The organism is Citricoccus sp. (assembly GCF_032154715.1).
Taxonomy (GTDB): domain Bacteria; phylum Actinomycetota; class Actinomycetes; order Actinomycetales; family Micrococcaceae; genus Citricoccus.
This window is the reverse complement of record NZ_JALDXU010000004.1, coordinates 22632-47655: the sequence shown is the minus strand read 5'-3', so window position 1 is coordinate 47655 and position 25024 is coordinate 22632. Positions and strand designations below refer to the sequence as shown.

The window sequence follows — 25024 nt, the reverse complement described above, 5'->3', positions numbered from 1 at the left end:
ATGGACGGACCACCGGCTCCGGCGGCCTACCAGGGACCGCGGATGTGGTTGGACTCGAGCCCGGCGACGACGATCCAGGCCTCGCTGTACAGGTCGTGGGGCCAGCAGCCCACATTTCCGTCGATCAGCCTCCCCTGGCCGTCCACGGTGAAATCGACGTTGCCCTGTTCCCAAGTGCCGACCTGCCCGTTGTCCGACCGGATCCCGTAGCAGGTACCGCCCGAGACGTACTCGTTCGGCTCGAAACCGCTGGCATTCAGCACGGTGTAGTGGCAGTTCTGGTAGGCCGATCCCGCTCCGCAGGCCTCCGGGTCGCCGAAGGGCGCACCCAGGGAGAATTGAATGCTCGGCGGGGGGACGGTGATGGAGGAGACACTGCTTTCCGACGAGGCGCAGTCCCCGTCCGCACAGACCGTCACCTTGAGGGTGTAGCGGGTGGCCTCGCGGACCCATTCGGAGGTGTACCGGCCACTGTTCTGGATCTGACGGCCGTTGACCGTGGCGGTCATGGTGGCGTCACGGCCGTTGCCGGCAGCGTCCGTATTGGTACTCCACGAGAACACCACCTTGCCCTCACCCGTGGCGGTGAAGGGCTCCGGCGGCTTCAGCGGTCCATAGGCCCGAGCCGTGGACACCTTCTGGGAGGTGCCCACCCCGGCGGCGTTCTTCGCCCGGACGGTCAGGGAGTAGCTGGACCCGTTGGCCGGAACCGTGATGGTGCTTGAGGTGCCGGTCCCGAGGCTGGACCAGCCGCTACCGAGGGAGTACTCATAGCTGACCGGTGATCCGTTGCTCGCGGCCCCCGAGAACGAGAGGTCCAATTGGCGGTCGGTGCCGGTGGCGGAGGTGGTCAACCCGGAGATCGGCCCGGGCCGTCCGAACGGCGTCACGGACGCCGAGGAGCCCGACGCCGGCGAGTCGCCTTCCCCGTTCGTGGCCACCACGGAGAAGGAGTACGCCGTGGACTTGTCCAGCCCAGACCAGTCCAGAGAGGTGGTTCCGGGGCCCACCGACCGGGTCTCGGCCACCGAACCGCCGGCATGGGCCCGCACGGTGTATCCCTCAAGAGCCGCACCGTTGTCGTCAGCCGCCGACCAGGCCACCCGCACCACGCCGCCGTGCACCACGGACTCGTCCTTGACCGCCGAGGGGGTGCCGGGGGCGAACGGCTTGCCGGCCGGGACGGCATCGGTGGACCACGCGGACCAGTCCGAGGGTTCCTCTGCCTGGTTGACCGCCTGGATCCGGAACCGGTAGGGCACCCCGTTGCCCAGGCCGTCCCAGCGCAGGGACGTTCCGGCTCCGGTGGTGCGGGTCGCGGACCCACTGAGCGCCGGTGAGACCTGGACCCGGTAGGAACTGATCGCCGAGCCCCGGTTCTCCGGCGCCGCCCAGGTCAGGTCCACCACGCCGTCGCCGGCCACGGGGGTGGGCGCGGCGGGCATCTCCGGACGCACATCGGGGACGGCGGGGGCCGAAGGTCCGGAGGCTTCCGACTCCCCCACCTCGTTGGCCGCGGTGACTGAGAACCGGTGCTCCACGGCGTTGGCCAGCCCCGTGATGGTGCAGGCCGTGGCCGCGCACGCCTGGGTCGCTCCCGTCGTCGTATCGATCACGGTGTAGCCGGTGATGGGTGCCCCGTTGTCCGGGGGCGCGGCCCAGGACAACGAGACCTCGCCGTCCTCCACGCCCTCGATGCGCGGGACACCGGGTGCGCCCGGGACCCCCTTGACCACCACGGTGACCGTGCCCTGTGCCTGGCGGGCCGAGTCGCCGGTGATGTCCTCGATGCCATAGGTGACCTGCATCCGCCCGGAGTAATCGGTGTCCGGGGTGATGGTGACCGTGGTGCCGTCCGTCACGGCAGCGCCCGAGCCCGTGGTCACCGTTGCGGAGGTCACGGTCAGTGGCCCCTCGTCGGCGAAGGGGTTCACGTCGTTGGCCCGCACGTCGACGGTGACGGGCTGGCCGGCCCGCCCTTCCGGCACCTCGTCGTCGAGCGCCAACGGTGCCGGCCGGGAGGTCCCCACGACCTGCACGGAGATCTCCGCCGGGACTGGATCCGTTGCGCCGTCGGACACCGTGAACCCGACAGACCCGGACGTTCCCCGCTCGGCGTTCGAGGAGGGCGTCACGGTCAGGACCGTGCCGGTCACGTCGGCGGCGATCTCGCCGGAGACCGCGCCGAGCGTGAGGGCGAGGTCGTCGCCGTCGGGGTCACGGGTCAGCGGGGCGAGGTCCAGGACGGCCGGGTCGCCGCCCTGTTCCACTTCCAGCGAGCTGGACTGGACGGTGGGCGGGTTGTTCTGGTCCGGGCGGGGTATCACGGACACCGGGAGGGAGAGCGTGGAGACCAGACCGTTGGGGTCGCCGCCGCTCTCGCCGTCCGTGACGGACACGTTGATCGAGGCACTGCCCGAGTATCCGGGCTCCGACGTGAAGGTGACCTCGGTGGCCGAGCCGATGTCGAGGCGGGAGGAGGCCGGTGCGGCGGCCGCGGCATCATCACCGGTCAACTGCGGGGTGCGGCCGTCCCGGACACCGATGTGGTCCGTCAGGTCTACCCGGAGCAGCTCCCCGGCCATCACCTCCAGGGGTTCCTCCAGGGTGAGCCAGGGGGCCCGGGCATCCTGACCGGGTATCAGGATGAAGGCGTGGCCGGTGCCGCCGTCCACGTCGGTGACCGTGTACATCAGGGTCTGGGCGTCCTGGGCGACGGGCACCACCACCTCGTCCGCCTGGACCCTGGCCCCGGCGGCCTCTGCGGCGGGGTCGAGCGAGATCTCCAGGTCTCCGACGGTGCCGTCCGGGTCCTCGTCGTTGGTCAGCACCGGGACGGCCACCTGCTGCTGATCGGCGATCTGCTCCACGCCGACCGCATCGTCGCGAGCGACCGGCGGCATCAGCGGCGCATCGGGGTCGATTCCGATGGAGAGATTGCCGGTGTCCGTGGCGCCGGCCGGGTCCGCGACCGTGTACTGCAGGTTCATGTGGCCGGCCTGTTCCGGGGCGGTGACCCGGACCAGGCCATCGACGATCTCCACGGCCGCGTCCGGTGCGGAGGACTGGAACCCGCCCTCGACCAGGGCGACCGGGTCACCGTCAGGGTCGGCGTCGTTGACCAGCACATTGGTGGTGAAGGTGCGGCCCGGCCGGACCTCCACGGAATCATCCAGGGCCACGGGAGGATGGTTCATGTTCGGGGCCTGGGCGATGCCGACTGACACGGTGCCGGTGGCGATGGCTCCCAGCCGGTCGACCACCTGGTAGGTGAACGTGTCCGTGCCCGCAGCAGAGTCGGTCGCCGCGTAGACGAGCCGCCCCTCCTCCATCCGCACCGACCCCTGGGACGGTGGGGACTGTACGCCCACCAGGGTCACCGAATCGCCGTCCGGGTCGGTGCCGTTGAGGTTGACCGGCACGGTGACGGCGTTGCCGGCCAGGACCCGAGCCTGGACCGACGGTGGAACGGGCGGATTGTTCGCGGCACGGTCCATGGGAGTCACGGTGAACTCCACCGGGGCGGAGGCCACCTGGCCGTCGGGACCGCTGACCTCATAGGAGACGCTGACCCGCCCGGCCTCATCTCCGGCGCGGTACCGCAGCATCCCATCGGAGACGAAAGCGCGGCCCCGTCCCTCGCCCGGTGCCTCCACCAGGTCCGGTTCCAGGGTCAGCTCACCGTGGTTGGGGTGAGAGTCGTTCGCCAGCACGTCCACCGTGACGATGTCTCCCGCCCGGATCGTCGCGGAGTCCGCCGTGGCCACGGGAGGCTGCAGGACCTCCGGGGACGGCAGGGGCACCACGGTCACCTCGCCGGTGGACGTGCCCTGCGCGTTGGCCACCCGATACGTGAACGTGGCAGGTCCGTTCAGTCCACCACTGTCCACCACCCGGACATGGTTGAACTCCTCGACCGCCACCGTGATGGGTGAGGACTCTCCACCGGCACCGCTGAGGCCCTCGACCCCCTGGACGACCAGCAAGCCTCCAGCCGGATCGGTGTCATTGCCGAGCACGTTGACCAGCACGTCCCCGCCGTCGGGCAACAGCGCGGTGTCCCGGACCGCCACCGGCAGTCCACCGTCCTCCTCTGCCGGCAGCACATCCACGCGGATCAGCCCCGGGGCGGAGTCGAACTCGTTGGCGGCCACGTATTCGAGGTAGTACGTATTGGGGGTGGCGCCGGAGACCTGCACCGTCCCGGCCGTGGTGCTGTAGGAGACCTCCAACTCCGGTTCACTGCTCACATAGGCCAGTCGCAACTGGCCGCCGAGCGGGTCCTCGTCGTTCTCCAGTGGTTGCAGGGTGGCATCCTGTCCGGCCTGGACCGTGACGTGGTCGGCCTGGGTGACCGGGGGCTGGATCCCGCCCCGTTCCAGCACCTCGATCTGGGCCGTGCCGGTGGTGGTCTCACGCCCATCGGAGACGGTCACCTGGATCTCGCGGGCGCCGGGTTCGCCCGTGTTGTCCTGGAAGGTCAGCTGACCGTCCGGGCGGGTCCGGACCGCGTCCGGCTCATCGGCCGCGGCACCGGTCAGCTGCAGGTCGTCGCCGTCCGGATCCAGCCAGTCGGTCAGCAACTGGGTGGTTACGGATTCACCGGCCGGCACGCGCAGCACCGGAACGCGTTCCTGCGTCGGTGCACTGTTCTCTGACTCCGGCACCACGCGCAGGTCGACCTGGGCGGTGTCGGTCCCCTGCCGGCCGTCGTCGGCGATATAGGTGATCGTCTCCGAACCGCTGGCGGACTCCGGCACGACGATCTGCATGCCCACGCCGTCCAGGATGCGCTGGACCGTTCCGACGCCGGGCTGGTCGCCATCCAGCCGCGCCGTCAGGACATCGCCGTCAGGATCCGAGTCGTTGAACAGCACCGGCAGCTGCGTGGTCCGGCCGGCCCGGACGCCGAAGGCGTCGTCCGTGGCCACGGGCGGCCGGTTCTCGTCCTGACGGTCCGGCAACACGGTCTGCTGCGTGACCTCGTCCGATTCCTCGTCCTCTTCGGAGCCCTCGCCCTTCGGTGGCTCCAGGTCGTCCCAGTTGGAGACCACCTTCATCTGCTCCAGGACCATCCAGGTGGTTCCGGCGCCCGTGTCATTGAGCACCACCCGGTTCCGGTTGACCCGGAACACCAGATCTGATCCCGCCTGGAACTCGGGAATGGGGACGATCTCGTCCCGCCCCTCGCCCTCACAATCGCGCAGGTACTGGCCGGTCTGTGCCGAGGCCGCGTGGGTGCAGTCGTTGACCTGCACGGGTGCCGTGACGCCTCCGGTGCCGGCGCTTCCGCCGGGCTGGCCCGCACCGGCCCCCGCGTCCGCCGGATCGGTTAGCGCCAGCGAGGTGACCTCACGGCTGCTCAGGTCCACGGAGAGCAGGCTGCGGCCGGTGGCCAGGGCCAGGCGGTCCGAGGCGGGACCAGCCGGCTGCGGCACGGCCCCGAGGAGGCGGTCGTCTTGGACGGTGTGTCCGGGCCATGACACCCGCCCGGTGACGGAGTCCACCACCACGGGCACGTCCCCGACGGCGGTCATGGCCGGCGCGGACATATCACCCAGGCCGTCGACGCCCTTCTGCTCGGTCTCCTCGAACGCGGCGCCGGCGGCGTCCTGACGCTCGAAACGGTGCACTGTCCCCTCGTGCACGTCCGCGATCAGGACCTGGCCCTCCAGGGTGGTGGTGGAGGCCACGGCGCCCACGCCCTCATACAGGGGGTCCTCACCGGAGATCTGCGGAGCAGGGTCCACCGTGCCGGCGAAGACCGTGCCCTCGTCCGGGTTGCTCGCGGAGATGACTCCGCCGCCGAGGGCGAAGCCGTCGGTCGCGGGCATCATGAGCTGGTCTCCCACCGCCATCGCGGAGGAGTCGATGCCGGTGAGGGCCCCGGACGCGGTGTCCAGCATCAGGACTGCCCCGTCCTGCTGATGCAGGTCGAAGTGGTCCACCGGGGGCTTCAAGCCGCCGTCCAGGGTGGTGGATTCGTAGTTCAGGTGGCCGACGTAGCCGCCCTCGTCGTAGGTGACCCAGATGCCGCCGTCATGCAGGTCGAGTTCGGCGGTTTGGAAGCCGGGATAGAGGAAGGCGCCGGTGGCCACCACGGCTCCCACGGCGGAGAACGTCACCGGGACCTTGATCGACGTCCAGCCCCTGCGCGCCACCGTACTCCCCGTCAGATTCGAGCCATGGGTGCCCGAATCCGGTCACCCGCCTCAGTATAGGTGCCGGGACATCTGCGCCCCGTCCCTGGTCATGCGCCAGCCAGCACCTCGCGCAGGGCCTCCAGGAAGGCCGTGGTCTCCGCTTCGGTACCGGCCGTGACGCGCAGGTGGTGGGCGATGCCGACATCGCGCACCAGCACGCCGCGGTCCAGCAGCCCCTGCCACACGGCGTGGGCATCGGCGAGTCCGCCGAAGAACACGAAGTTGGAGTCCGAGACGGCCGGAGCCAGACCCAGGGCGCGTAGACCCTCGACGATCCGGTCCCGCTGGTGCTTGATGTCCTCGACGGTCTCCAGCAGCACCTCGTAGTGCTGCAGTGCGGCGTTGGCCGTCGCCTGGGCCACTGCGGAGAGGTGGTAGGGCAGCCGTACCAGGCGCAGGGCGTCGGTGACCTCGGGTGCGGCGGCCAGGTAGCCGAGCCGGGCTCCGGCCAGGGCGAAGGCCTTGGACATGGTACGGGTCACCACGAGCCGTGGCCTGCCCGGCAACAGGGACAGCGCCGATTCGGTGCCGGCGAGGGCGAACTCGGCGTAGGCCTCGTCCACGATGACCATGCCCTGGTGGGCCTCGGCCGCCTCGTAGACGGCTTCGACCACCTCCAGGCCGAGGGCCGTGCCGGTGGGATTGTTCGGCGAGCACAGCAGCACGACGTTCGGGCGGTGCTTCGCCACCTGCTGAGCGGCCGAGGCAGCTGTCAGGGAGAAGTTCTCCCCGCGGACACCGGCCAGGTAGCCGGTGTTCGTCCCCGCGGCCAGCAACGGGTACATGGAGTAGGTGGGCGGAAAGCCCATGACCGTGCGTCCGGGGCCGCCGAAGGCCTGGAGCAACTGCTGCAGGATCTCATTGGAGCCGTTGGCGGCCCACAGCTGCGTCTCGGACAGCCCATGGCCGAGGTACTCCGCCAGCCGCTTGCGCAACTCCGTGAACTCGCGGTCCGGATAGCGATTCAGGCTCACGGCGGCCTCCGCCACGGAGGCGGCGATGGCCCTCACCACCTCGTCCGGGACCGGATGCGTGTTCTCGTTGGTGTTCAACGTGACAGGCACCTCAAGTTGCGGGGCGCCATAGGGGCTCAGGCCCCGCAGATTGTCGCGCAGCGGAAGGGCCGCCAAGGACTCGGGGGTGGACTGGGTATCCGAATTGCTCACCTGCGACAGCCTAGGCGGTGGCCGCACGTCAGGCCGGTGCATGTCGCGTCGAGCCCTCACTCGCTCGGGACCTCCGAAGGAATACTCGACGTGAACACGCTCGCACTCCGTCAGTACGGGGACCACAGGGACCGAGTCCGGCCGGGATTTAGGCCCCGGCGGGCACGAACAGCACCTGACCGGGCTGCAACTCGCCACCATCGAGGTCATTCAGTTCGCCGATGCGCAGGATGGCCTCATGGCGGGGTGAGTCGGGGGCGGTGCGTCCGGCGATGGCCCACAGGGTGTCGCCATAGTTCACGGTGACGGTCTCCACGGCAGCCGCCGGCTCCTCGGCCGACGCGGCCGCCGGGGCCACCCCATGAGCGCCGAAGAAGACAGCGGCCGCTGCGGCCAGGACTGCCAGGAGGATGACGGGGAACCCCACGAAGAGGAAACGACCACGACGGTTCAGGTGGAAACCGGCGGAGCCGGCCGTGCGGTTCTGGACCGGTGCTGCAGTACTCATGCTCTTCTGCCTCTCCTCCCGGAGTCCCGGGCCGTGTAGAACGTGTGTTCGACTGCTTCGACGTCATGTCTAGCACGCCTGTTCGAGACATGCCAAGAAAACTTCGAACATATCTTTGAATCGTGGCTGTGAATCGGGTACCGTCGGACCCAGCGACCCAGCACGAGATATCTCACCAAGACCGACGGACACGATAAGAACGGAAGGTCGAATGGCCCCCCGGATTCCCTCTCCCGCCCCGGACCCGCACCACGTTCCCAACGTCCGGCCCCTCACCGATCGCCAGCGGATCATCCTCGGATCCATCCGCTCGGCGATCGCTGCGCACGGCTACCCGCCGTCCATGCGGGAGATCGGGGACGCCGCCGGCCTGGCATCCCTCTCCTCGGTCACCCATCAGCTGGGGCAGCTCGAGAAGTTGGGCTACCTCCGCAAAGACCCGGGCCGCCCGCGCGCCATGGAGGTTCTACTGGACGAGGACGGCCAGGCCCTCGTGACGGAGTCGGCCGCCACGGCCCCCGCATCGGCCGCCACGCCGGTGGGGACGGTGAGGACGCTGCACACCGGGGCCGCCGAGGGTGATGCCGTACCGGTGCCGCTGGTGGGCAGGATTGCCGCCGGTGGGCCGATCCTCGCCGACCAGCAGGTCGAGGACGTCATGACCCTGCCTCGCCAGCTGACCGGCGAGGGTGAGCTGTTCATGCTGAAGGTCTCCGGGGATTCCATGGTCGATGCGGCCATCTGCGACGGCGACTGGGTGGTCGTGCGCCGGCAGAACAACGCACAGAACGGGGACATCGTCGCCGCCCTGCTCGATGACGAGGCCACGGTGAAGACCTTTCGGCAGCGAGACGGCCACACGTGGCTGTTGCCGCAGAACTCGGCGTATGAGCCCATCCTCGGAGACGAGGCGTCGGTCATGGGCAAGGTCGTCACGGTGCTCCGGGCGCTCTGAGCCCCATGAACCATCGGCCCCTGCCGCCGGGCGTCCGCGTGGCGGATGCCGAGGAGTTCGTCTACACCCACGGGCGGCTGCTGGAACGCCGCCGGGTGGACCTGTTGCTCCATGGCGGCGGTCCCGAGGGCGTCCTGGCCGCCTTGGGGGCGTACCGCAATCCGGACGGTGGTTTCGGTCATGGCCTCGAACCCGATGTGCGATCACCGAGGAGTGAGGCGCTCTCCACGCTGACGGCCCTGGACCTCTTGGCCGGCTGGAATCTGGCCGGGCACCCCTGGGTGCGCTCTGGACTGGAATGGGTGGCCTCGACCTCCGGATTGGACGGTTCCGTGCCGTTCGTCACCGAGGGCTCTCTCGAGTGGCCCCATGCACCGTGGGTCCAGCCGGTTCCAGGCGGTTCGCATCTGACCTTCGGCTTCGCCGCCGCGGCCCTGCTGACCGGGTTCTCGGGCGGGTGGGCCGAGGCCGCCTCCGACTGGTGCCGCCTCCGGTTGTCCCAGGTGTCGTCGGCCGGCGGTCCGTCCGCCTATGAGGCCAAGTACGCCTTGAGGTTCCTCGCCGCGGACGGCCTTCCCTGGGGCTCGGCGGACAGTCCGGTCCTGGCAGTGCTCCGTGAGCGGCTCGCCGCCGACGGCTCCCTTCCCGTGGAAGGCGGCGAGGAGGACGAGAGTCTCCACGCGGTCGACCTGGTCCACGATCCGTGGTCTGTGCCCTTCCCCTCGGACTTTCTTGGCGCCCTCGTCCCAGAGGCCGTGATGAACCGGGACCTCCGGTGGCTGGCTTCCGCTCAGGAGCCCGACGGCGGATGGTCCGTGGATTGGCCGGCTTGGAGCCCGGCCCCCGGCCTCGAATGGCGGGCTATTCGCACGGTCGGCGCCCTGGAGATGCTGATCCGCTAGCCACCGGGACGGAGCCGCTCCAGCACGCCTCGCACCACCGAGGGATCGGCCGTGGGCCAGAAGTCCGGGAGGGTCGAGCGCAGGAACGACCCATACCGTTCCGTCGCCAACCTCGAGTCAAGGACGGCCACGACACCGCGGTCCGTCGCGGTCCTGATGAGCCGGCCGGCGCCCTGCGCCAGGCGTACCGCCGCGTGTGAGGCGGAGACCGCCATGAAACCGTTGCCGCCATGGCGGCTGATGTCCCTGGACCGCGCCGTGGAGAGAGGGTCGTCCGGTCGCGGGAACGGGATCCGGTCGATGACCACCAGTCGGCAGGACTCGCCGGGCACGTCCACGCCCTGCCACAGGCTCATGGTCCCGAACAGGCAGGTATCCTCCTCCGTGGCGAACTGCCGCACCAGGGCAGTCAGCGTGGTATCGCCCTGGCACAGGATCGTGGGCTTCGGACCGAGCCGGGTGCGCATCTCGGCAGCAGCGTCCTCAGCGGCCCTTTTGGAGGAGAACAGGCACAGTGCACCCCCGCCGGACGCCGTGAGCAGTGCCTCGAGTTCGTCATAGCTCTCGGGTGCGGCAAACCGCCCCGGCTTCGGCAGGTGCCGGGCCACGTAGAGCACACCCTGCCTCGGGTAGTCGAAGGGGCTGCCGACGTCCAGACCCGTCCAGACCGGCGCCCCCTCGCCCATCAGGCCGAGGGATCCCGCCACCGGGTTGAACGACTCCCCGATGGCCAGCGTGGCCGAGGTCAGCACGGTCGTGGCCTGACCGAAGAGTCCCTCACGGAGTTTGCCGGCCACGGACAGGGGGGCCACGTAGAGCATCGGGGCCGCGGACTCGTCCCCGGGGATCCACCCGGTGCCGGCCTCGAAGTGGCCCGGGCGGGAGGCCCAGAGCACCTCGGGATGGCTGGTGTCCGGGGTGGTCTCCAGCATTCTCTCGGCCACGTCCAGGACATCCTGCATCCGGGACCGGGCCATCTGCCGCCCGCCGTCGGCCGAGGAGTCGGCGCCTCCCCCGCTCGGCTTGGAATCACTCAGGCCCTGGCGGGCGGCATCACGGACCGCCTTCAGGGCATTCTGCTGGACCTCATCCGGCCCACGCGGTATCAGGCCCGTGGGCGTGGCGGTGAAGGCGGCGTCGAGGCCGGCGCCGGACTGCACCAGGTCCTCCACCGCGATGGCCGTGTGCTTGCGGGCCGAGGACGCCGCGGCCTGCACGATGGCCCCGGAGAGCTGGCCGGTGACCGCGCCGGTCACCCGGTCCTGGAGTTCGTGGGCCTCGTCCACCACCACCGCCTCGAACTCGGGCAGCACCGCGAGCCCCTCGAAGGCGGCGATCGCGAGCATGGCGTGGTTGGTGACCACCACGTCCGCCTCCCCGGCATCCGCCCGGGCCCTCTCGGAGAAGCACTCGGCCGCCATCGGGCACTTCTGGGCGCCCAGGCAGTCCACCGCGGACACCGAGACCTGGCGCCACGCGCGGTCGGTGACGCCCGGGTCGAGGTCGTCCCGGTCACCCGTGTCCGTCTCCTCGGACCATTCGCGCAACCGCAGGACCTCGCGGCCCAGGGGGCTGGTCGGGCCGCCGTCGGACCCGGACAGCAGCTCACCGTCGTCGGCCATGCCGAACAGTGCCTGGCCGTCCTCCTCCGGGAAGCCGCCCTCCAGCTTGTGCTTGCACAGGTAGTTGGACCTGCCCTTGACCAGGGCGATGTTCATGGGACGGGGAAGGTCGTCCCGCAGGGCTTCCAGCAGCTTGGGCGCATCCCGCCGCATGATCTGGGACTGCAACGCCAGGGTGGCGGTGGCCACCACCACCGGGTGCTCGGCCTCCAGGGCGTGTTGGAGCGCCGGCACCAGGTACGCCAGTGACTTCCCGGTACCGGTGCCCGCCTGCACCAGCAGGTGCTGCCCGGTCTCCAAGGACCGGGCGACCTCCACCACCATGCGCCGTTGCCCTTCCCGGCGCTGGCCCCCTGTGGCCGTGACAGCGGCGTCCAGCAGGCGCAGGGCCTCCCGTTCGGCATCGGTGCGGGGCTCGGCGGCGGGCTCCACCACGGCAGCCGGCGACGCTTCCTGGACCGTTCCTGTCATGCTCCGGTGCGCTCCTGACCGTCCGCGGATTCCTCCGCGGCGAAACGGCGTAGGTCCTCGGCGATGTCCTCGCGGACCAGGACCCGCAGCCGCGTGCCCTCGGCCTCGTAGGTCTCCGAGATGATGTCCGCGTCCGGCGAGTGCAGGCGCGAGACCACGTCCCCGTCCGTGAACGGGATCAACAGGTCCAGGGCCACATTGGGCCGCGGGATCGCGTCCGAGACGGCGCGCTCGAGCTCCTCGATCCCCTCCCCGGTGCGGGCGGAGACGACCACCGACCGCGGTTCCTTCTGGCGGAGCCGGGCCACCACCACCGGGTCGGCGGCATCGGCCTTGTTCAGCACGATGATCTCCGGAATCTGCCGGGCGTCCACTTCGGCCAGCACGGATCGCACGGCGGCGATCTGCCCCTCGGGGTCCGGGTGCGAGGCGTCGACGACGTGCAGGATCACGTCCGAGTCGGCCACCTCCTCCAGAGTCGAGCGGAAGGCCTCCACCAGCTGTGTCGGCAAGGAGCGGACGAAGCCGACCGTGTCCGAGAGGGTGTAGCCGATGCCGTCCGGCGTGACGGACTTGCGCACCGTCGGATCCAGTGTGGCGAACAGGGCGTTCTCCACGAGGACGCCGGCATGCGTGAGCCGGTTGAGCAGGGAGGACTTGCCGGCGTTCGTGTACCCGGCGATCGCCACGGACGGCACGCGGTTGCGACGCCGGTTGGCCCGCTTGGTCTCGCGCGCCGGCTTCATCGCGGCGATCTCCCGGCGCAGCTTGGCCATGCGGGTGCGGATACGGCGGCGGTCCAGCTCGATCTTGGTCTCACCGGGGCCGCGGGAGCCGATGCCCTCACCACCGGCGGCGCGGCCGCCGGCCTGGCGGGACATGGACTCACCCCAACCGCGCAGGCGAGGCAACAGGTACTCGAGCTGCGCCAGCTCCACTTGGGCTCGGCCCTCACGGGACTGGGCGTGCTGGGCGAAGATGTCCAGGATCAGCGCCGTGCGGTCAATGACCTTGACGCGGACGATGTCCTCCAGGGCGCGGCGCTGGGACGGGGCCAGCTCCGAGTCCACGACGACGGTGTCCGCACCGGTCATGGCCACGATGCCGCGAAGCTCCTCAGCCTTGCCCTTGCCCAGGAACGTGGCCGGATCGGGCAGGTGACGGCGCTGGATCAGACCGTCCAGGACCTCGGACCCCGCGGTCTCGGCCAGGGCCGCGAGCTCGCGCAGGGAGTTCTCGGCGTCCTCCGCCGTCCCCTCGGACCAGAGCCCGGCCAACACGACGCGCTCCAGGCGCAGCTGGCGGTACTCGACCTCGCTCATGTCCTCGAGCTCGGTGGACAGCCCGCTGACGCGCCGCAACGCCTGACGTTCGGCCAGATCGAACTGCTCGCCGTCTGCCGCGGTGTGCCCGTCACCGCCCTCGGACAGCGCGAGAGCGCGGCCCTGATCGGGGGCGTTCTTGGCGGCGCTGGCTGCATCCGCCGCGAGGATCCGGTCGATCACGTCACGGATCTCGGCCTCGTTCCCCTGCTGCTCATTGGCGGGCTGCTCGTTCCCCTGCGGGGTGGTCTCGGTCATGGTCTCCTTGGAAGAGGTGTGGTCTCTAGGGTAGTCGCTGGCGGGGATGCCGTTGGTGTTCCGGTCGCCGCTGTGGATGGGGGTTTTCGGGGCCACGGAGGCCTCCTTCACGGGTCGGGCCGGCGAGGGATCGGCGCGAGGAATCACGGCAGACCAGGACCCGGACAGTCAGGTCACGCAGGCTCAGGGGACAGTGGGTGCCATCACGGACGGTGTCTCGACCCACTGCACAGCGGGGAGATCGGAGTCCGGAGCGTCGGTGCCGCCAAGGCACATCCGGCTCAACGCAGGTAAATCCACATGCCAACCAGTATAGGGACGCTGTCAAGCAGAGGTAGCATCGGCCGTGATGGATTCCGCACACTACTTCTCCGCCGAGCCGGTCGGCCCGGAACAGCGACGCCGGCTCAGCGTCACCTTGGCCGGCCGGGATGTCACCGTCGAGACGGCGGGCGGCATCTTCTCCCCCGACGGCCTGGACAAGGGCACCGCGGCGATGCTGCGGACCGTGCCGGACCCGCCGCCGTCGGGCTCCTTCCTGGACATCGGCACCGGATGGGGGCCGCTCACGCTGACGCTGGGGCTGTCCAGCCCGGACGCTCAGGTCACGGGGGTGGAGGTCAATGACCGTGCGGCGCAGCTGTGCCGGGACAATGCCGCCGCCCTCGGGCTGGAGAACGTCTCCGTCCACCGGCCGGACGAGGTCCCTGCTGAGCGGACCTTCGACCTGATCTGGTCCAATCCCCCGATCCGGGTGGGCAAGGAGGCTCTGCACACGATCCTGTTGCAGTGGCTCCCCCGGCTGGCTGCGGGTGGCCGGGCCCTGTTGGTGGTGCAGAAGAACCTGGGGGCCGATTCGCTGCTGCCGTGGATGGACGCGGCCCTCGACGAACGGTTCCCGGGGCAATTCGCGGCGTCTCGCTTCGGCAGCGAGAAGGGCTTCCGCATCCTGCAGGTGGACCGGGCCTGACGGCCCTCGGTCAGCCCCCGTTCACGCCACCGTTCCGTCGAAGACGAGTGTGGCGGGTCCGGACAGGATGACGCGGTCGGTGCCGTCGGCCTGCGGGACGAACTCGACGCCCACGGTGCCACCCGGGACCCCGACCTTCCAGGTCAGGGCGTCACGGTCTCCGGCCCAGATGCGGACGGCCGTGGCTGCGGCACAGGCGCCCGTGCCGCAGGAGAGGGTCTCCCCCACGCCCCGCTCGTGGACGCGAAGGTCCAGTCGGCCGACGCCGTCCAGGAAGAGCGGGTCGGCGGCCACCACGAATTCCACGTTGGTGCCGTTCGGCGGGACCGGTTCCACGTTGGGCTGCTTCGCCAGGTCCAGCTCCGCCAGATCCGCCTCCTCGGCCAGCGCGACGACGGTGTGCGGGTTGCCCATCGAGATGCTCAGGGCCGGACGGGGATCGGCCAGGCCGGCGGCGAGCACCAGGGAGTCCGAGGCCCGCTCCTCGGCCAGTTCCGGGTCGATGTAGCTCCACGGACCCATGTCGGTCGAGTACTGTTCCTCGCCGATCCGGGTGACCGTGCGGAGACCGGCACGGGTGCCGATGCGCACCTGCTGCCCGACCTTCAGGTCCACCAGGCCCCGGGTGGCGAGATAGTGCACGAAGACGCGCACCCCGTTGCCGCACATCTCGGAGACGGAGCCGTCGGCATTGCGGTAGTCCATGAACCAGGTGGCCTCGGGGTGGTCCTCCAGCAGGTCTCGCCCCTCGATGAGGTGCGTGGACTCGACCACGCGGATCAACCCGTCTCCACCGACTCCGAAGTGGCGGTCGCAGAGGGCCTCCACATGGTCCGGGGAGAGTTCGGTCTCCCCGCTCAGGTCGGGGACGAGGATGAAGTCGTTGCCGGTGCCGTGCCCTTTCGTGAAGGCCAGCCCGGCCAATTGGTCAAGGGCGGTCCACAGGCGGTCGGGGTCCTGGGCGATCGGCAGGGTCATGACCTCAGTCTAGGTGGCGGCCTGTGGGACCGTTGACCGATCCCGTTGACCGGGCCAGGTGTCCCAGCACGTCCTCGAGCAGGCCGGGGCGCGTGGGATCGAACCACGTGACGCGCGGGTCCGCCCGGAACCAGGTGATCTGGCGGCGGGCGAAGCGGCGGGTCGCCGTGGCGGTGTCCTCCATGGCCCAGGAGGTGTCCGCCCGACCGTCCAGGACGGCGAGGAACTGCGCGTAGCCGATCGCCCGCGACGCCGTCCTGCCCCGCCGCAGCCCGAGGGCGTCCAGGGCCCGGACCTCGTCCAGCAGGCCGGCCTCGGCCATGGCGGCCACGCGGGCGTGCAGCCGCTCATGCAATAGGGGCCGCTCCAGGTCCAGCCCGACCTGCACCGTCGGCCGCAGGTAGGTCCGCTGCGGCATGAAAGAGGTGAAGGTGCGCCCGGTGAGCTCGAAGACCTCCAGGGCACGTACCATCCGTCGGGTGTCCCCCAGTCGTGCGGCGCTGTCCGGATCCACGGCCTGCAGGCGTTCCCGCAGGCCCTCCAGACCGATCTGGTGGCCCTCGGCCTCGATCCGCGCCCGGACGTCCGGATCGGTCGGGGGGAACTCGAGTTCGTCCAGTGCGGCCCGCACGTACAGCCCGGACCCCCCGACGAGGACCGGCGCCCGGCCCCGGGCCCGGATGTCCCCGATCACCGCGCGCGCCTCGGACTGGAACCAGGCCACCGAGGCTTCCTCGGTCACGTCGAGCACGTCCAGCAGGTGGTGTGGAAGGCCCCGCCGCTCGGAGACCGCGAGCTTGGCCGTGCCGATGTCCATGCCCCGGTAGAACTGCAGGGCATCGCTGTTGACGATCTCCCCGCCCAGCCGCTCAGCCAGGTCCAGGGCCAGCTCGGACTTCCCGGTGCCCGTGGGCCCGACGACGGCCACGATCGGCGCGCGGCCGGCGTCGGTCATGCGGGGCGCAGGGTGGGCATGCCCAGGCTCACGCCGGCAGGCACAGCAGAACCGGCTCCCGAGCCGGGTGAAGGCACCCCGCAGGAGGCGGCCTGGGCGAGGTCCCAGGCGTCGCCGGCGCGGGACCGGCGCAGGACGTAGCCCTCCGGGCCTTCCACGGTGGGATCCGCGATCAGGAAGTAGGGGTGCGAGGCCGTCACCGTCACCGTGACCACGTCACCGGGCCGCGGCACCTCGGCTCCCGCCGGGACGCTGAAGTGCACGAGACGGTTGTCCGGGGCGCGGCCGGCCAGCCGGCCGGTCGCGGCGTCCTTGGCACCGGAGTGATTCGTCACCAACAGCTCCTGACGGGTGCCCACGAGTTTCGCCGTCTCCTCGGCGCTGATGCGGTCCTGCAGGGCGGTCAGGCGCTCGAAGCGTTCCTGGACGATCGCCTTGGGGACCTGGTTCTCCATCTCACCGGCGGGGGTCCCCGGGCGGATGGAGTACTGGAAGGTGAAGGCCGAGGAGAAGCGCGAGGCCTCCACCACGTCCAGGGTGTCCTGGAAGTCCTGCTCGGTCTCCCCGGGGAATCCGACGATGATGTCCGTGGTCACGGCGGCGTGCGGGATCCGTTCCCGGACCTTGTCCAGGATGCCGAGGAACTTGCGGGACCGGTAGGAGCGGCGCATCTCCTTGAGGATCCGGTCCGAGCCGGACTGCAGCGGCATGTGCAACTGCGGCATGACGTTGGGGGTCTCGGCCATGGCCTCGATGACGTCGTCGGTGAAGGAGGCCGGATGAGGGCTGGTGAAGCGGACCCGCTCCAGTCCATCAATCGAGCCGCAGGCGCGCAACAGCTTCGCGAAGGCACCGCGGTCACCGAACTCGACACCGTAGGTGTTCACGTTCTGGCCGAGCAGGGTGACCTCCACGGCGCCGGCGTCCACGAGGGCCTGCACCTCGGCGAGGATCTCGCCGGGACGGCGGTCCTTCTCCTTGCCGCGCAGAGCCGGGACGATGCAGAAGGTGCAGGTGTTGTTGCAGCCCACCGAGATGGAGACCCAGCCGGAGTAGGTGGAGTCCCGCTTGGTGGGCAGGTTGGAGGGGAAGGTCTCGAGCGATTCCAGGATCTCGAGTTCGGCCTGCTGGTTGTGGCGGGACCGCTCCAACAGCGTCGGCAGCGAGCCGATGTTGTGGGTGCCGAACACGACGTCCACCCACGGGGCCTTGTCGAGGATGGTCTTCTGGTCCTTCTGCGCCAGGCAGCCGCCGACCGCGATCTGCATGCCGGGATGGTTGTCCTTGACGGCGCGCAGGTTGCCGAGGTTCCCGTAGAGCTTGTTGTCCGCATTCTCCCGGACGGCACAGGTGTTGAACACGACGAGGTCGGGCTCGGTGGCCCCGCCGGCCGGGGCATAACCGGCGCCCTCCAACAGGCCGGAGATGCGCTCGGAATCGTGCACGTTCATCTGGCAGCCGAAAGTACGGACCTGGTACGTGCGCTCATCGAGAGGGTGGGGGGCGGAAGTCACCGCAACATTCTAGTCGTCGTCCAGGGCGAAAGCATCCGCCTCGTCCTCGAGGCCACCGAGGACCTCCTTGACGATGCCCAGCGCCATCCCGGGCGGGTACCCCTTGCGGGCGAGCATGGCAGCCAGGCGCCGGACCGCCTTGTCCCGCTCCCCCCGGTCCTCGGCCGAGTCCCCGGACGGCAGTCGCCGCCCACGGATCTTGCGCTGGACGAGTTCGACGGCGGCCTCCCGTTCGGTGTCCTCGCTGATCGTCTCCAGCGCCTGCTCGGCCGCCTCGCCGCTGACGCCCTTCTGCTGAAGCTCCCGGCGCAGCGCACCGCGGGCGAGGCCTTTGGAGCGTTGGCGGGTGCGGACGAAGTTCTCCGCATAGGCGGTGTCATCCACGAGGCGGACGTCCTCGAGGCGGTCCAGCACGGCGGCGGCCACGTCCTCCGGGACATCCCGCTCGGCGAGTTTGTCCTCCAGCTGCTTCCGCGACTTCGGCGAGGCGGCGAGCTGGCGCAGCACGATGGTCCTCGCCACCTCCGCGGCGGCCGGCTCCGGATCGTCCGCCAGATGCTCGGGGACGTCCGGTACCGCACGGAGGTGGCGTCGTGTCATCAGGCCGGGGACTGACCCGAGACGGCGCGCAGCTGCGGTTCCACCTCGGCCTCGTCCTCGGCCACTACGCCGATGCCGAGCTTCTCCAGGATGCGGGTCTCGATCTCGTCGGCGAGGTCGGGGTTGTCCTTGAGGAAGCGGCGGGAGTTCTCCTTGCCCTGGCCCAGCTGATCGCCGTCGTAGGTGTACCAAGCGCCGGACTTCTTGACGATGCCCTCATCCACGCCCATGTCGATCAGGGAGCCCTGGCGGGAGATACCCTCGCCATAGATGATGTCGAACTCCGCCTGCTTGAAGGGCGGGGCCATCTTGTTCTTGACGATCTTGGCACGGGTGCGGTTGCCGACCGGGTTGCCACCCTCCTTGAGTGTCTCGATGCGGCGCACGTCGATCCGGACGGAGGCATAGAATTTCAGGGCCTTGCCGCCAGTGGTGGTCTCGGGGCTGCCGAAGAACACGCCGATCTTCTCACGCAGCTGGTTGATGAAGATGGCGGTGGTCTTGCTCTGAGCCAGGCGACCGGTGATCTTGCGCAGGGCCTGGGACATCAGGCGCGCCTGCAGACCCACGTGGCTGTCACCCATCTCGCCCTCGATCTCGGCGCGGGGCACCAGGGCCGCCACGGAGTCGATGACGACGATGTCCAGCGAGCCGGAGCCGATCAGCATGTCCATGATCTCGAGGGCCTGCTCACCCGTGTCCGGCTGGGAGACGAGCAGTGCGTCCGTGTCCACACCGAGCTTCTTCGCGTATTCCGGGTCCAGCGCGTGCTCGGCGTCGATGAACGCGGCGATGCCGCCATTGCGCTGGGCGTTGGCCACGGCGTGCAGGGCGACGGTGGTCTTGCCGGAGGATTCCGGTCCGTAGATCTCCACGACTCGGCCGCGGGGCAGCCCACCGATGCCCAGGGCGACGTCCAGGCCCACGGAGCCGGTGGGGATGACCTCCATCGGGACGCGGACCTCGTCCCCGAGGCGCATCACCGAGCCCTTGCCGTACTGCTTGTCGATCTGGGCCAGTGCGGCTTCCAGAGCCTTCTCGCGGTCAGTGGCTGACGCCATGATTCACCCCTACGTGTGCTGGTGGCGGGCGGCCTTCGAGCCGTTCCCCTGTACTGATGACGAACCTACTGGAACGCCCGGACGGGTTAGCGGAACGCCGCCGGTGCTGTGGATGACATGCCCGGGGCCGAGCCCCGTTCAGGTCCTGTGGAAGAGCCTACCGCCGTTCGAAGATGTTTTCGAAGAGCTCGGGTCCCGGCGTGTCTTCCCCGTGTTCCGGGAGCAGCCCCGGACTCAGTCCCGGGCGCGGTCCCGCACCGGGAGGTCACGGCCGAGGCGGCGCCCCTCGGGGACGCCCTGCAGGTCGCAGACGTCGAGCCACACGCGCCGCGGGTCCACGCCGGCGTCGAGGGCCCGGTCCGCGGTCTCCAGAAGGGACGGCAGCACGAGGGTGGCGGCGATCACGCCGGCGTTGCCGGGGCCGAACTCGTCGTCCATCAGCCGGCGGAACTCACTGTGCTTCATCTCTGGACCTTTCTGTCCCCTCACGGCAACAGGACCGCAGCCCCGAAGGTCTGCGGTCCTGCGCTGTGGTCTTGGTCAGTGGCTGCCTGCGAGCTGGCCGAAGTCGTCGGGGACCTCGTCCGGGATGCGGGCACCGAACTCCTCGGGGGCGAAGCCGCTCTCGAGGTCCGCGGGGACGGTGTCCGGGATGTGCACTCCCTCTTGGAGGGCGATGCGGTCCGAGACCTCGCGCAGCATCAGGGACATGGGCACGTTCAGGGCGCCGCAGATGGAGGACAACAGCTCCGAGGAGGCTTCCTTCTGTCCGCGCTCGACCTCGGACAGGTAGCCGAGGGAGACTCGCGCATGGTGGGAGACCTCGCGGAGCGTGCGGCGCTGGCGCTGGCGGACGTCACGCAGGACGTCTCCGATTTCCTGGCGAAGGACTGGCACGGCGTGCTCCTTGGTCTCGAGGGAGTCGGTTGGGACGTTTTCCCCGGTTTCCAGCCAACGGGTGATGCCGTTGATGGTGACCGGATGCTTCATCATGTCTACTGTCTTCTCCTGAGTGGGTACTGGGAGTGGCCGATGAGGCCAACTGGTGGGTACAACGGTGACAAGGCCGGTTTTTGTTCCCGTTCCGGCCGCCCATCATCTGGATTCCCAGCCGATTCCCAGCTGACTGCGCGGCATGCTCCCACCCTACCGACAACCCCGGACCCGGAGGCAAGCGTGCTGACGCATCCCCGCCTTCCGTGACGCAAATGTCATGTCCACCGGGTCAGACGCGCCTGCATCATCTGCAATCCCCGGCGCACGGTGTTCCGCCGGATCGTCTCCCGGTCGCCTTCGAGGTGCAGCAGCACCGCCTCCGGCTCCCCGTGGCCCGGCATTCCGGCCAGCCCCAGGTAGACCGTACCCACCGGCTTGCCCTGGTGCGCCTCCGGCCCGGCCACGCCGGTCGTGGAGATCCCGACGTCGGCCCCCGCCACGCGGCGGACGCCATCGGCCATCTGCCGTGCCACCTCTGCGTCCACGGCGCCGGCCCGGGCCAGCAGGCCCGGGTCCACGCCGAGCAGCCGCTCCTTGACGTGGTTCTGGTAGGCCACCACGCCGCCCTGCAGCGTCCCGGAGGCCCCGGGCACCTCGGCCAGGGCGGCGGCCAGCAGCCCGGCGGTCAGGGATTCCGCGGTGGCGACCGTCAGGCCGCGGCGGAGCAACAGCTGCACGACGGCGGCCGGCAGGCTCTCCGGCTCGGTCTGTTCCACCGGATCAATCACGGCTGGGCTGGCCTGCGAGGGACTCCCGCCGCAGCCGCAGGCCCTTGAGGATGTAGTCGGCGCCGGTGACGAGGGTGACCACGAGGGCGGCGGCCATCAGGATCCAGCCGGCCCACAGCCACCAGTCCCCCAGCACCGCGCCGAGCGGGGCCAACAACCACAGCAGCGCCGCGGCCTGGAGCACGGTCTTGAGCTTGCCGCCCCTGGAGGCCGGCATCACGCCGTACTTCAGCACCATCAGACGCATCACCGTGATGCCCCATTCCCGGACGAGGATCAGTACGGTCACCCACCACCAGAGCTCCCCCAGCAGGGAGAGCACGATGAAGGCGGAACCGGTCAGGAGCTTGTCCGCGATGGGATCGGCGATCTTGCCGAAACTGGTGACCAGCCCGCGGGACCTGGCGATGTCCCCGTCCAGCTTGTCGGTGTAGATGGCCACGGCGAACAGGGCGAAGGCCACCCAGCGCAGGGCCATCGAGTCCTCGCCCCCAGGGCCTCCGGCCACGAGCATCCAGATGAAGAACGGGACCATGACGATCCTGACGGCCGTCAGGAGGTTGGGCAGGTTCCAGTTCTCACTCATGCGTGCAGTCTACGGATCTCACCGGCCGGTGAGGTGCCACGCGTCCTCGGAGCCCTCGCCGTCCTCGTCGTACCATTCGTCCGCCGCGGGTCGGGAGGCGAGATCGTCGGCGACCTGGTCACGCCCGAAGTCGGAAGCCTGGTGCCCCGTGGCCTCCGCCGGCAGGGACCCGCGCACCAGTTCCTGGTCCGAGGGGGCCTGGCCGGAGCGCTGGGGCATCTCCGGGTACCCCGCGCTCGCCTGGCCGGGCCCGCCGGATCCGCCAGGACCGCCGACCTGGTCCGCACGGAAGCCCTCGGAGGCCTGAGCTCCGTCAACAGGATCCGCATGGACCACGTCCTCGGCATAGGCCTCGGGCGCGTCCTCACTCGGCGCAGCGGCGGGCGGGCCGTCGCCGCGGAGGGTGGCCAGCAGCTCGGCCAGGTCATCGGGCTTGACCAGCACGTCGCGGGCCTTGGAGCCCTCCGAGGGGCCGACGACGCCGCGGGACTCCATCAGGTCCATGAGGCGCCCGGCCTTGGCGAAGCCGACGCGCAGCTTGCGCTGCAGCATGGAGGTGGAGCCGAACTGCGTGGTGACCACCAGCTCGGTGGCCTGCAGCAGCAGGTCCATGTCGTCGCCGATGTCCTCGTCGATGACCTTCTCGACCTTCTCCGGAACCACGTCCTGGCGGTACTGCGCGGTCATCTGGGTCTTGACGTGCTCCACGACCGCGTGGATCTCGGACTCGTTGACCCAGGCCCCCTGGACGCGCATCGGCTTGGACTTGCCCATCGGCAGGAACAGGGCGTCACCCTGGCCGAGCAGCTTCTCGGCACCCGGCTGGTCCAGGACCACGCGGGAGTCCGTGACGGACGAGGTGGCGAAGGCCATGCGGGAGGGCACATTGGCCTTGATGAGACCCGTGACCACGTCCACCGACGGCCGCTGGGTGGCCAACACCAGGTGGATGCCGGCCGCACGGGCGAGCTGGGTGATGCGGACGATCGCGTCCTCGACGTCCCGCGGGGCGACCATCATCAGGTCTGCGAGCTCGTCCACGATCACCAGCAGGTACGGGTAGGGCTTGAGCACGCGCTTGGAATCCGGCGGGAGGTTGACCTTGCCGGCCCGGATCGCCTTGTTGAAGTCATCCACGTGCTTGTAGCCGAAGGCCGCCAGGTCGTCATAGCGCGTGTCCATCTCGCGCACGACCCACTGCAGGGCCTCCGCCGCCTTCTTCGGGCTCGTGATGATCGGGGTGACCAGGTGCGGGACGCCCTCGTACGCCGTGAGTTCCACTCGCTTCGGGTCCACCATGACCATGCGGACCTCGTCCGGGGTGGACCGCATCAGGATGGAGGTGATCATCGAGTTCACGAACGAGGACTTGCCGGCACCGGTGGCACCGGCCACGAGCATGTGCGGCATCTTGGCGAGGTTGGCCATGACGAAGCCACCCTCGACGTCCTTGCCGACACCCATCACCATCGGATGGTCGGTCTTGCGTGCGGCGTTGGAGCGCAGCACGTCGCCCAGGGCGACGACCTCCTTGTCCGCGTTGGGGATCTCGATGCCGATGGCGGACTTGCCCGGGATCGGCGAGAGGATGCGCACGTCCGAGGACGCCACGGCGTAGGAGATGTTCTTGGACAGCGCCGTGACCTTCTCCACCTTGGTGCCGGGCGCGAGCTCGATCTCGTAGCGGGTGACCGTGGGCCCGCGGGAGAACCCGGTGACCTCGGCGTCGACCTTGAACTGCTCCAAGGTCGAGGTCAACGCGGCCACCACGGCGTCATTGGCCTCGGTGCGGTCCTTGTGCGGCGGGCCGGCCGGGAGCAGCGCCGAGTCCGGCAGGGTGTAGGTGATGTCCCCGCCCAGGTGCAGTTGCTCGGAACGGGCCGGCATGGGGGGCAGCTCGGCTGGCCGGGCCACGGGAGTCGCCCTCACGGCGGCCGCCGGCGCTGCTGCCGGCATGGCCGGTGGCACGGTGCCGATCGGTTCGGTCGCCGGCCCAGCGGGGGCATCGGGCCCGACGCCGGCCGCTTCCTTGACGCGGGCGATGGCCAGTTCCCCGGCGGTCGGCCGCCGGACGCCCGGTGGCACGGCCGGCCCGGAGGACTCAGCCTCGGCGGGGGCCGCCGCGGAGTCTGCATCGTGGTGCATTTCAGCATCGGCGTCGCCGATCACGGCGGTCTCGTAGGCCTCCGTGGTGGTGACCGGATCACCGTTCTGGTCCAGGACCGCAGTCGGTTGTTCGTCGTCCCGCCCGAAGAGCCGGGTGCCCTTGCGCTTCTTCTTGCTGAGTTTGTCTTGCTTGCCCTGCTTGCCGGCGTGGTCTCGATCGTGCTGCGTCAGGTAGGACTGGTCATGCTCGTCCTCTCCGTCCCGGTCGGCCCTGCTCTCGCGGGCACCGCGGGCGGTGCGGTCCTGGCGCTCGGTGGCCGCGCCGCCGTCGGGCTGGCCGGTGAGCCAGGCATAGGCGTCCCGGCTGCGCTGCGGGATCTGGCCCACCGGGGTGGCCGTGACGATCAGCAGCCCGAAGAGCACGAGGACGATCATCAGCGCCCACACGGGCCACGGCGTCAGCAGGGAGGCCAGCGGGGTGGTGGCGAGGTAGCCGACGAGGCCTCCCCCGGCCAGGAGGTTCTCGAAGGAATCGGCCACGGCGGGCAGGCCTGCCACGAGGTGGGCGATCCCGGTGGCGCCGACCAGCATGACCAGCAGGCCGATCGAGATGCGGCCGTTGTCCCGGTGCTCCTGGGGCGTGCGGAAGTACCGGACCGCGATGATGAGCAGCACGGCCGGAAAGAGCAGGGCGGCCCAGCCGAGGGTGCCGGCGGCCACGTTGTGGACCACCGTGCCGTATCCCGGGGTACCGCGCAGGCCCCACCATTCCACCGAGCCGATGACGAGGGCGAGGGCCACGAGGAAGAATCCGGTGCCGTCGCGGCGGTCCTCGGGCTCGATCTTGGCGTCGCGGCCGATCTTCCGCACGCCGGCGCCGATCGGCGTGGCCAGGGCCATCCAGAACCCGCGCGCCACGCGCACGAACAGGTTGCCCGCCGGCTGCGGAGCGGGTTCGGGCGCGCTGCGGTTGCGCTGGGTGGTGCCGGATGGGCGCGCAGACGACTTCGCCGGCTTCGGCTCCGCACCCTTGCGGGCGGTGGAGGTCGAGGACCGGCTGGACTGCGAACGCGTCGGGGAAGTACGGGTCGCCATGCTACGTAGGGTACCGGCGTGCCCGGAG

At 70.0% G+C, this 25024-nt stretch carries 18 protein-coding genes; 3 read left to right on the top strand and 15 right to left on the bottom strand.

What is annotated here, in order from left to right; all coding sequences use genetic code 11:
• Positions 1–26 precede the first annotated feature (26 nt).
• The 3 genes from RUH65_RS01560 to RUH65_RS01550 form a co-directional block, all read right to left on the bottom strand.
• Positions 27–6161, bottom strand: coding sequence for an Ig-like domain-containing protein (locus RUH65_RS01560; RefSeq protein ID WP_313815432.1), 6135 nt, complete (start codon positions 6159–6161; stop codon positions 27–29).
• Between the two features lie 89 nt (positions 6162–6250).
• Complete coding sequence (locus RUH65_RS01555; RefSeq protein WP_313815431.1) at positions 6251–7369, bottom strand: histidinol-phosphate transaminase; 1119 nt, start codon at positions 7367–7369, stop codon at positions 6251–6253.
• Between the two features lie 148 nt (positions 7370–7517).
• The gene (locus RUH65_RS01550; RefSeq protein ID WP_313815430.1) at positions 7518–7877 is read right to left on the bottom strand and encodes a LysM peptidoglycan-binding domain-containing protein; all 360 of its coding nucleotides are present in this window, start codon (positions 7875–7877) and stop codon (positions 7518–7520) included.
• A gap of 211 nt (positions 7878–8088) precedes the next feature.
• Here RUH65_RS01550 and lexA point away from each other — a divergent pair, with 211 nt between their 5' ends.
• Positions 8089–8832 (top strand): transcriptional repressor LexA, encoded by a 744-nt coding sequence (lexA, locus tag RUH65_RS01545; protein WP_313815429.1) that lies wholly within the window; start codon positions 8089–8091, stop codon positions 8830–8832.
• A gap of 5 nt (positions 8833–8837) precedes the next feature.
• Positions 8838–9734, top strand: a complete 897-nt coding sequence (locus RUH65_RS01540; RefSeq protein ID WP_313815428.1) for a hypothetical protein — start codon at positions 8838–8840, stop codon at positions 9732–9734.
• Here RUH65_RS01540 and RUH65_RS01535 read toward each other — a convergent pair.
• Positions 9731–11827, bottom strand: coding sequence for an ATP-dependent DNA helicase (locus tag RUH65_RS01535; protein WP_313815427.1), 2097 nt, complete (start codon positions 11825–11827; stop codon positions 9731–9733). The two genes, RUH65_RS01540 and RUH65_RS01535, sit on opposite strands and share 4 nt — an antisense overlap.
• A complete protein-coding gene (hflX, locus tag RUH65_RS01530; protein WP_396179396.1) occupies positions 11824–13332 on the bottom strand; it encodes a GTPase HflX in 1509 nt (502 codons plus the stop codon). Before hflX ends, RUH65_RS01535 begins: the two co-directional genes overlap by 4 nt.
• Before the next feature lie 424 nt (positions 13333–13756).
• Here hflX and RUH65_RS01525 point away from each other — a divergent pair, with 424 nt between their 5' ends.
• Positions 13757–14377, top strand: a complete 621-nt coding sequence (locus RUH65_RS01525; RefSeq protein WP_313815426.1) for a methyltransferase — start codon at positions 13757–13759, stop codon at positions 14375–14377.
• A gap of 21 nt (positions 14378–14398) precedes the next feature.
• Here the strand turns inward: RUH65_RS01525 and dapF are convergent, their stop codons facing one another.
• The 10 genes from dapF to RUH65_RS01475 form a co-directional block, all read right to left on the bottom strand.
• A complete protein-coding gene (gene dapF, locus RUH65_RS01520; protein ID WP_313815425.1) occupies positions 14399–15355 on the bottom strand; it encodes a diaminopimelate epimerase in 957 nt (318 codons plus the stop codon).
• A gap of 4 nt (positions 15356–15359) precedes the next feature.
• Positions 15360–16310 (bottom strand): tRNA (adenosine(37)-N6)-dimethylallyltransferase MiaA, encoded by a 951-nt coding sequence (gene miaA / locus RUH65_RS01515; protein WP_313815424.1) that lies wholly within the window; start codon positions 16308–16310, stop codon positions 15360–15362.
• Positions 16307–17824, bottom strand: a complete 1518-nt coding sequence (miaB, locus tag RUH65_RS01510; protein ID WP_313815423.1) for a tRNA (N6-isopentenyl adenosine(37)-C2)-methylthiotransferase MiaB — start codon at positions 17822–17824, stop codon at positions 16307–16309. The genes miaA and miaB overlap by 4 nt, the downstream gene beginning before the upstream one ends.
• Before the next feature lie 9 nt (positions 17825–17833).
• On the bottom strand, positions 17834–18424 hold the full coding sequence (locus tag RUH65_RS01505; protein ID WP_313815422.1) for a regulatory protein RecX: 591 nt from the start codon (positions 18422–18424) through the stop codon (positions 17834–17836).
• Positions 18424–19485: a recombinase RecA gene (gene recA, locus RUH65_RS01500; RefSeq protein ID WP_313815421.1), complete on the bottom strand. Its 1062-nt coding sequence runs from the start codon at positions 19483–19485 to the stop codon at positions 18424–18426. The genes RUH65_RS01505 and recA overlap by 1 nt, the downstream gene beginning before the upstream one ends.
• Positions 19486–19719: 234 nt before the next feature.
• Positions 19720–19950 (bottom strand): DUF3046 domain-containing protein, encoded by a 231-nt coding sequence (locus tag RUH65_RS01495; protein ID WP_313815420.1) that lies wholly within the window; start codon positions 19948–19950, stop codon positions 19720–19722.
• A 75-nt stretch (positions 19951–20025) separates the two neighbouring features.
• Entirely contained in the window at positions 20026–20478 is a 453-nt protein-coding gene (locus RUH65_RS01490) for a helix-turn-helix transcriptional regulator (protein ID WP_313815419.1), read from the bottom strand.
• A gap of 218 nt (positions 20479–20696) precedes the next feature.
• Positions 20697–21197 carry a CinA family protein gene (locus RUH65_RS01485; RefSeq protein ID WP_313815418.1) on the bottom strand — a complete coding sequence of 167 codons (501 nt, stop codon included), beginning with the start codon at positions 21195–21197 and terminating at the stop codon, positions 20697–20699.
• A gap of 4 nt (positions 21198–21201) precedes the next feature.
• Positions 21202–21795: a CDP-diacylglycerol--glycerol-3-phosphate 3-phosphatidyltransferase gene (gene pgsA / locus RUH65_RS01480; RefSeq protein WP_313815417.1), complete on the bottom strand. Its 594-nt coding sequence runs from the start codon at positions 21793–21795 to the stop codon at positions 21202–21204.
• Positions 21796–21813: 18 nt separating this feature from the next.
• Positions 21814–24996, bottom strand: coding sequence for a DNA translocase FtsK 4TM domain-containing protein (locus RUH65_RS01475; protein ID WP_313815416.1), 3183 nt, complete (start codon positions 24994–24996; stop codon positions 21814–21816).
• Between the last annotated feature and the right edge of the window lie 28 nt (positions 24997–25024).